The sequence below is a fragment of the Streptomyces longispororuber genome (genome assembly GCF_014656095.1).
GTDB lineage: Bacteria > Actinomycetota > Actinomycetes > Streptomycetales > Streptomycetaceae > Streptomyces > Streptomyces longispororuber.
In genome coordinates this window covers 1-8600 of the sequence record NZ_BNBT01000234.1, presented here as the reverse complement: position 1 = coordinate 8600, position 8600 = coordinate 1, and the positions used below count along the sequence as shown (strand labels likewise).

At 66.3% G+C, this 8600-nt stretch carries 5 protein-coding genes and 1 tRNA gene; 2 read left to right on the top strand and 4 right to left on the bottom strand.

Annotation, left to right across the window (positions count from 1 at the left end; genetic code table 11):
- Positions 1-999: 999 nt before the first annotated feature.
- Positions 1000-1506, top strand: a complete 507-nt coding sequence (locus IE330_RS36675; protein WP_190140516.1) for an NUDIX domain-containing protein — start codon at positions 1000-1002, stop codon at positions 1504-1506.
- Positions 1507-2462: 956 nt separating this feature from the next.
- Here the strand turns inward: IE330_RS36675 and IE330_RS36670 are convergent.
- Both IE330_RS36670 and IE330_RS36665 read right to left on the bottom strand, forming a co-directional pair.
- On the bottom strand, positions 2463-3809 hold the full coding sequence (locus IE330_RS36670) for a DUF3987 domain-containing protein (protein ID WP_190140515.1): 1347 nt from the start codon (positions 3807-3809) through the stop codon (positions 2463-2465).
- Positions 3806-4258, bottom strand: a complete 453-nt coding sequence (locus IE330_RS36665; protein ID WP_190140514.1) for a hypothetical protein — start codon at positions 4256-4258, stop codon at positions 3806-3808. The genes IE330_RS36670 and IE330_RS36665 overlap by 4 nt, the downstream gene beginning before the upstream one ends.
- Before the next feature lie 1905 nt (positions 4259-6163).
- On the opposite strand from IE330_RS36665, the gene IE330_RS36660 reads away from it, so the two are divergent.
- Positions 6164-7216: a tyrosine-type recombinase/integrase gene (locus tag IE330_RS36660; protein ID WP_190140513.1), complete on the top strand. Its 1053-nt coding sequence runs from the start codon at positions 6164-6166 to the stop codon at positions 7214-7216.
- 88 nt (positions 7217-7304) lie between these two features.
- Here IE330_RS36660 and IE330_RS36655 read toward each other — a convergent pair.
- Positions 7305-7392: transfer RNA gene (locus IE330_RS36655), tRNA-Leu, on the bottom strand.
- 245 nt (positions 7393-7637) lie between these two features.
- Positions 7638-8600: sugar phosphate isomerase/epimerase family protein (locus tag IE330_RS36650; RefSeq protein WP_190140512.1), on the bottom strand; the 963-nt coding region annotated here is incomplete at its 5' end.

The following is an 8600-nucleotide window of genomic DNA, read 5'->3' as shown; positions in this document are numbered from 1 at the left end:
CTCGATCCTCGCCCACTGGGCGTCAGTCAACGACACACACCAACCAACGATCAGACGATCCGAAGGAAACGGCCTAGCTCCTGGGCGTAGCGTGCACGCGCCGAGTGGCTACGGTCTGACGCCGTCCGTCGGGGTGGCATGCAGGTCCCTCCTTGTTGGTTTTGTTGGTTAACGCTGCGCGCGCGTAGGCCTAGCCGGAGTCCACACTTCCGAGCTGATTTCGAACCGCCATGCTCGTCAACGTAAGGCCTCAGGCCACGGCGAACCAGCGGGCGTACGGAGCAACTCTCATAACCAGCAAGGGCACTTGGGCGACTGACGCCCGAGCAGAAGACCGAGCAACTCGCCAGGACGACGTGACGCTTTTGGTGTCCCTGCTTCGGCTTTTGGGCCCCTGGGCATTGCTTGGCTGGCGTCCGCGCGGTGGTTTCGCTCACCGCGATGAGGTGGACCTCCGAGCCGTCCGGCGCGCCCTGGAAGAGCGGCTGTCGTGAGCGCCAGGACGGGCCAGGACCGCCCGTACGAGCCGCACGTTGGCGACGTGGTCACAGACACCCGTACGGGCCGCGAGGGACGCGTTATGGGCCATGAGGGGCCCCGGTGGCAACTCCGCCCTCTCGGTGGCGGATGCGAGTGGGAGGCGGACGCCACGTACCTGAACCCGAACCCGTCGCTGGCGGACCGCTATAAGTCTGCGAGCGACGGCAGTCTGAGCGAATGGGGACTCTGAAATGAGCACCGCATTACGACGGCGCGGGCAGTACGGCCGCAGCCGCAGGAAAGGACGGATACGGCGGACCGTCGAGACCATACAGAGCAGCGAAACCGTTGAGAGTTTGGTCGTGACCGCCGTTCACCTGGGTTCGATTTTCCTCGCGGTCTACCTGGCCATCAAAGCGCAGTAGCGCCCCACTGACCCTGTCCCCGCCGGAAGACCCGGCCCACCCCGTGACCACGGGCCCGGCGGGGGCAGGCTCCACCCCGGAAGGAAGAGGAAAGATGCACAAGGACGTGAGCCTTTCCGCACCACCGCCCCGCCGGATCGGCGCCGTCGGCATCATCCGCGACTACGAGGGGCGCGTGCTCCTGGTCGACCCGTCGTACAAGCACGGATGGATTCTGCCGGGCGGCGGGGCCCACCAAGGGGAATGCCCGCATGCCGCCGTTACCCGGGAGGTCCGGGAAGAGGTGGGCCTGGAGCTGTACCCGCGACGGCTCCTGGTCGTGGACTACGTGCCGGAGAACCCCAAGGACGACGTGCGGGAAGGCTTCAACTTCGTGTTCGAAATGGGCATCGTCGGCCATGACGCGCCCAAGCTGGTCAACTCCCAGGAGCTGAGCGGCATTCAGTGGGCCACGTCCGATGACCTCCCGAGGCTCACCCTGGACGACCAGCACCGCCGCATCCGTGAAGCGCTGCGCGTCATCGAAGGCACCAGTTCCATTCACTACCTGGTGCACGGAGCACGTGTCTGCGTGAACGACTCACGACGGCCGATCACCTAAGACCACGCCCGACTCTCCAAACGGCCTCCGACGCACGGGGGACGACGGAGGGAGAGACGGGCTTCCCGCCCACCACCGCCCGCACTCCCCGTGTGCGGTGATGGGCAGGCCCCGGCTAGCCCGGTGAGCTAGTCGGGGCCCAAGACCCGCCACACCAATACCCGTGCGCTGCGGGGGTGTGGAATGGCCCGGCACATCCGCCCCTCCATCGATCACGTGGGGCCGCCGGGCCAGCGATGGGCCCCAGGCGGCAGGGGCGCCCTGGGGCCCGTCGTGCGGCACGACCCGCCCGTCTTTCCTGGAAGACCGCCTGAAACCCAGGAGGGGGAGAGACGGGCGCCGCCCGCCCTGTCTCCCGTCGTACGGACAGGCGCGGGCCAGGCCCCGGCTAGCGACCCGGTCCCCTGCGCCAGCCGCTAGCCGGGGCTCTCGCCAACCCGTCCCACCGGTAGGAACCTGAGGGGACCGCGTGAACTGCCCAAGGTGCGGGGCCCAAGTCCATGAGGGCGCGGGCGGCAAGTGGCGCTGTGAGATATGCGGGATGGAGGGCGGCGGATGAACTGTCCGAAGTGCGGCGGGGAAGCGCAGCAAGGGCCCGACGGTAAATGGGTATGCCTCAATCAATGCGGCTGGTACTCCGGGCTGTACCCTGCGGTGCATGGAAGCTGGCCGGAACAGTGCAGGTACGGGGGCAGGCGTTACGCCGCCCCTTGAGGCTGAGATCACCCGCACTGAGTGCAAACAGTGCGGCTCTGAGGTTTCGGGTCTGAACGGTCGGTTCGCCTGCACCCTGTGCGGGTGGTGCAATCACTGGTCTGAGGGGCACAGCGAACTGCCGGCGGCGGAGGATGATCCGGACTACCCCGGATGACAGCGCATCCCCAGCAAGATGGCCCCGTCCGTCTTTCGGACGGGGCCCTGCCGCGCTCAGATCAACCGAGCGTTTCATTCATTGGTTAGAGCAGTGCCAGGAACGGGTTGGCGGTGCCGATCGGTTCCGGTCTCTTCACCGGTTGCGGCTTGGGGCTCCGTGCCGGGATGAGACGGCCGACATCTATCGGCACGATCTCCGCCGCCTTCGCGGTGCGGCCCTCTTGCGGCCGCTCAGTCGTCTCGGCCTCGGTGACGGGCCGGTCACCATCCGAGCAGTCATCAGCGAGAGAGAAGACGACGGCTGGTCGGCCGACGCCGTTGCGCTCCTGTGTGACGACGAGGCCGGGCAGTGCCTTCACCTCAGCGGCGGTCGCTCCGACGTACGGCAGGACCTGGGATGAGCGGGCGGAGCCGCCAAACAGTTCCAGTCGGGCGCGTACCTTCTCCGCGAGGCTGAGCGGCTGACGCTTGCTGCTCCTGCTGCCGCTACTCGTGGCGATGGCTTCCACGGTGCTCATGGCATGGGTGACCAGACAGGCAGCCGCGCGCAGATCGTCCGACGTGATCTCACGCCGCAGGTCGAACAGGGCGAACAGAGCGGCAATGCGGCGTACTTGTTCGTTGCAGCGGGCAGCGAAGGGCTTCAGGTCCTCCGACTCACGGGCCTTGCTCAACAGGTCGTGGCGGATCGTGTCGGCCACGTCATAGGCATTCTGGGCAAGCGTGACCGTGCCGACGCGCTGCCCGTACCGCACGGCCCGTGCGAAGTGCTCGCCCCCTTCGGGGATCAGGTGGGCGGGCATGCGCTCCCGCTCACTCAGCCACCGGACCTGGGATACGGGCAGGGTCAGCAGCCGGTTGTACGAGCCGCCGTCCCGGTCGGCCCCGGTGAGGTTCGCCCGGAACTCCTCGGGCGTGATGTGCCCCATGATCGCCACACGCGGGCGATCCACCTGGATGGGATCCTTGGCCCTGGACGTGGCGACGGGGGCGCCGTCCCAGAGATCACGGAGAACCTGGGACAGGTTGGCCTGTCGGCGTCCGGTCCTCAGGACGCGGGCGTACTCGGTATCGACGATCAAGGCGTGTTCGCCGCAGTCGGCCACGGCCTGGATGACTCCGGCCCCGCCCACCACACCGTGGATGACGTTGCCGGACATGAAGGTACGGTTCGCGTCCCGGGCGATGGCCTCAGCGATGCCCCAGGACTGGCCCTTGCCCTCACCCGTGCCGCCGCACAGCAGCACGTGCAGCATCAGCGGCATCGAGCCGGAACCACGCTGTACACGGGTCTCGGGCAGCATGGCGGAGAAGGCGCACAGCAAACCCCCGAGCAGTCCGATGGGGGACCACTCGATGTGTGGGGCGAGGGAGGACACAACGGCCCTCATGCGCCCTGTGGCCATGGCGGAGAAGTCAGGGGTGGTCATGCTGCCTGCCTTTCGGGTGAGTTGATTTGCTGAGGTTGCTGCCTGCCGCGCATGGCGTCCGCGTAGGCCCTGGCCATGTGCGGGAAGTTGGTCCACATGAAGCCCCGGAACTCCACGTGCGATGCCGTCAGCCGGACGTCCTTGCCCTCTGCGGCGCACCACTTCGCGTAGTCAACCCGTTCCTTGTCCGGCAGCGCTGCCAGCCGCTCACGGTGCTTGGACCACTGCGCGCGTGCGGCCTGAGTGCCAGCCTTCAGCGGCTTGCCCTTGAACGCCTTACGGCTGTCGGTGATCCGTGAGACGTAGTCGGCCAGGTCCTCATCCGCAGTCGGCTCCTCGGACTCAGCCGCCGTCGAAGCGTCATCGTCCTGAGCGTCCGTCTCAGCCTCTGCCTCTTCGTCCGGCAGTCCGGATCCGAGCGCGTCCACCAGGTACCGGGAGAAGCGCATGGAGTGCTCAGGACACAGGTCCCACGAGCGGTCACCCAGGCTCAGGGTGTCCGTCGCCTCCGTCTGCGTCCCGTTCCTTCGACAGGCACCCGTCACAGACGACCTTTTCCACATAGCTGATGACCTGAACTGTCGTGCGCACAGTCCCCCCAGGGCTGATGAGGCAGAGCGAGTCACTGACAGCCGGAGAAGTGCTCTCAACGGCTGCGGATCCCGCCTACGTGAGCGGGATTTCGAAACTCCACTCATCCCAGCATCAGGCGATAACGAAACGATTAATGCGCGGTCTCGGGATAGCCAATCTATCTCGTCACGCATTCGGGGGTAATGCTTGGTTGATAAGTGCTAAGGACCGCAGGGGCGCTGCCCTTCGACCGTGTACGGGTTTCATCATTTCCGAGGCTCTGTACGCCTCGCTGAGCCGCTACCGCGGATCCGCCCAGGAAAGGGTTGAGGACGCCGCCTCAAGGGGCTCAGAGAGCTTTCAGCGGCTTCGACTGCGCCCTCATGGCCCTGATGCCGACGGCTGAGTCGACACGGCGAAGTGAGGAATCATTATCGCTGTGGACTGCATCACAGCACTGCCCCGGAGCCATCCAGAGGACACGTACATTATTTATGGCGGCCGGGGTTATATCCCCGGTCGATGATTACTGATCTGATCTCGACCCGGAAGGTGGGGAAACGATTGGGTGGTGTAGAAGATCTTCCTCGCACGGGAACTTATCGGGCCCTGGGCGTGTCTGTTGGCGTGTAGGGCCAGAGAGAGGGGCCGACTGTGGCGAGGAACAGTGCAGATCGGCGGGTGCGGCTGCGGCTGGCACGACAGCGGCCTCGGCCTGGTGCTGTGCGAGGCAGGGAGAGGGGCGCCCCCCAACCTCAGGCGCCGGAGCGCGGACGATGGAGGCGCCTCAACTGGTGGGTTCAGGTTGCGACTGCCCTAGCAGGAGTCGCAGCCGTCGGAGGCATCGTGTTCACCGGGATCGCGACGTACTACAGCGCCCGTGCAGCAGAAGATCAGTTGAAACAGTCTCGGCAAGAATCCGAGGAGTCAATGCGCTCTCAGGCCTCTAAGGTCACGTTTTACGGTGATGTTGAGGAGAATCTAATGAGTCGTCGTTACTACCTCGTCAACCGATCGGCGGACCCTGTATCGAAGGTAAATTTGATAATTGAGGCTGATATGGAGTGGCAAGGGGAAGGGGCTGCTGCTTTGCGGCGGCAGAGAAGTCAGTTGATCCTCCTACTCTGGAGCGTTCCACCTTGCTCTCGAATTGTTCTGTACAGCCGGAACATGGCTGTCGACCTGGAAGCGGAAGGGAACAGGGAAATTCCGCGTAGTACAAGGATCGTCCGGGACCAATACTTCACAGTCGGGCGCATATTCTTCAGCGACAGCGGGGGGAGACGCTGGAAACGCACCCTGGAGGAACTGACAAGCTGGGTAAAGCCGTACGATTACCATCCTCCTCCGCCGAAGCCAATTACGGCTGCGTCTGTCGTGCAGGTCAAGTTGGCTAAGAACTCAAAGGTTCTGCTGGAGTCTGTGAAGCCTTGTGGCGGTACCTAAACATTCCTTGCGGTTGCAGTGCTCGGTTGCGTCTGGCATGGGCAGGGCGGGAGCTGTGAGGCCGGGACGCGCCCGTTCTCGTCGAGCTGGGTGAGGCCCAGCGGACGGCCCATGTGGGCCTGAATCGCCTCGACGCCGGGAGCCCCGACATGCGGGGCCCCCGGCGGCCTTACGGGGCGTCAGGCAGTCCACTCCACCGCAGCCTTGACCCGGCGACAGGCAATAAGGAGCGCTACTGGATAGGCCGCGACTACAAGAACAAGACCGAAGCGGAGCGGGCACTACGCCACTGGCTCAGCGATCACGAAGCGGGCACACTCGTCCCTCGCTCCGACATGACCGTGGGGCAGCTCATGGACTCCTGGCTGGCCAGACACCGGGGCGAGGACACCACCAGGGAGGGCTACGAGCCGAAGATCCGGCTGCACATCAAGCCCCACATAGGAACGGTGAAGGTAGTGGAGGTGACGGACGAACGCCTGGACGAGCTGTATCGGCTCCTGGAAGCCAAGCCCATCGAGGCCAACGGGAACAAGCCCCTGGGCCCCAAGAGCGTCCGCCACGTCCACAACATCATCTCGGCCGCCCTGGACTCCGTAACCGGCCCCAGGAAGCTCCTGACAGTCAACCCGGCCCACACCGCCAGCCCGCCCACGGAGCGGCAGATCAAAGCGGCTCAGCCGGATTTCCCGACGCTCAACGACCAGGAGACGGCGCACTTCCTCAGGCAGATATGGGAGCCCTGCGGCAACCGGGCCTGTGACGGGCTGTCTCACCACTGCCTGCGGGACGCCCCGCTGTGGACCTCCTACGCGGCAACCTCATGCCGCCGCAGCGAAACCCTGGGATGGATGTGGGACCTCATCCACTGGGACGACTGCGCCATCGAACTGGCCTGGGTCGTGGTCGAAGAAGGCAACACCTACCGGCTGCGCAAGCTCACCAAGGACGGAGACGACAACGCGATCATCTATGTCGACCAGGCCCTGATGAACGTCCTCAAATGGCAGCGGGAGCGCCAGCAGGCCGAGAAGGAACGGCTCGGCCCGCTGTGGGTGGATCACGGCCTGGTGTTCGCCCGTGACGGCTTCAAGCTCCAGAAGGGGCGCACGGCGGGCGGGCCCCAGGACCCGGAGAAGGTCTCCGCCCGCTGGCGTACGGTCCGTGCACGGATGAAGCTGCCGGAGGACTTCCGGCTGCACGACTGGCGAGCGTCGAAGATCACAAACGATCTCGACAACCACGAGAACCCAGTCGAGGTCTCCGCCAACGCCCGGCACCACTCGCCGGGCTACACCATGGCCCGGTACGGCAGGCGCCGGGCCGAGGGAGCCAAGAAGCTGGCCGCTTCCAGCGCGGCCCGGATCGGCCTGTCGTCCCTGGTCTGACCTGGGAAGTCACTGGGCCGTTGGTCACGTGGTTGGTCACGCCACTGCCCAAACATGAAGAAAGCCCCTGGCGAGGGGCTGTTCTTACTGGTGTCCGAGGGGGGACTTGAACCCCCACGCCCGATAAAGGGCACTAGCACCTCAAGCTAGCGCGTCTGCCATTCCGCCACCCGGACAAGGTGTCTGCCGCCTTGCGGGTTTTCCCCGCGGCGACGAAGACAACAATACCAAGGTTTCGGAGTGCCTTTCACCTGCGTATCCGCCGGGTACGCGAGGCCGGCACACACCGGTCCCCGCCGCTGACCTCGATGTTTCGCTTCCTCACCTTGGGTGACGGTACGGGTACGCGCGCACAGGGTGACGGGCGGGGACCGGCCGGGCGCGGTGACGCCGGTGCCCCGCCCCTGGTGTCGCTGTGCGGTCAGTCGCCGCAGCGCTCGCGGAGGCCGTGGAGGTGGGCGCTGGACTTGCGGGCGAACGCGAAGGAGTCGGCCGGGTTGTCGTGCTCGGCCTGCCAGTGGTGGTAGCGGCGCCCTCCGGGGGTGCGCGCGGTCACCCGGGACAGGAACCTCTGGTAGTCGATGTCGCCGTCACCGACGTCCACCATGCGGTAGCCGTCCCGGGCGGAGTCGTCGCGTACGCCGTCCTTCACGTGGAACAGCGGGTACCGGTGCGGCCGCCGCAGCACGTAGTCGAGCGGGTCGAACGGCCGGGGCGTGCCGTCGGCCTGCCTGCCGAAGCGGAACTGCGCGCAGTACGCCCAGTAGATGTCCATCTCCAGGTACACGAGGCCGGGGTCGGTCTCGGCCAGCAGCACGTCGTAGAGGCGCACGCTCGGCTCGTCCGTGGCGAAGGAGAACTCCTCGGCGTGGTTGTGCTGGTAGAACTTCATGCCGCGGGCGCGGGCGGCCTCGCCGTACGTGTTGAAGTCCTCGGCGGCCCGCTTCCACGCGTCGACGGTCGCCCCGTGGCGGAAGGGGGCGGACGCCGTGCCGATGTGCTTGAGGCCGAGGGCCTCGGCGTCGTCGAGGACCTTGGTGAGGTTCTGCGCGAACGTGTACGCGTTCGGGTTGCCGTCGTCGTGGTAGCCGACGTGGCTGCCGATCGGGCGGAGCCCGTGGTCGCGGGTCACCCTCCTGAGCTGGGCGAGGCTGATGGGGCCCGCGGCGCCCTGGGTGTATCCGGCGAACTCGACCTCGTCGTACCCGTACCTCTTCAGCTCGGCGAAGACGGTGGCGAAGCCGAGGGTCGAGACCTTGTCGCGGAGGCTGTAGAGCTGGACGCCGAGGCGGCCGGGCGGCAGCACGGGGCGGCCGCGGCCCCGGTCGTGGGCGGCCGGCCGGGAGGCGGCACCGGTGGCCGTGGTGCCCGGGGCCTCGGCGGC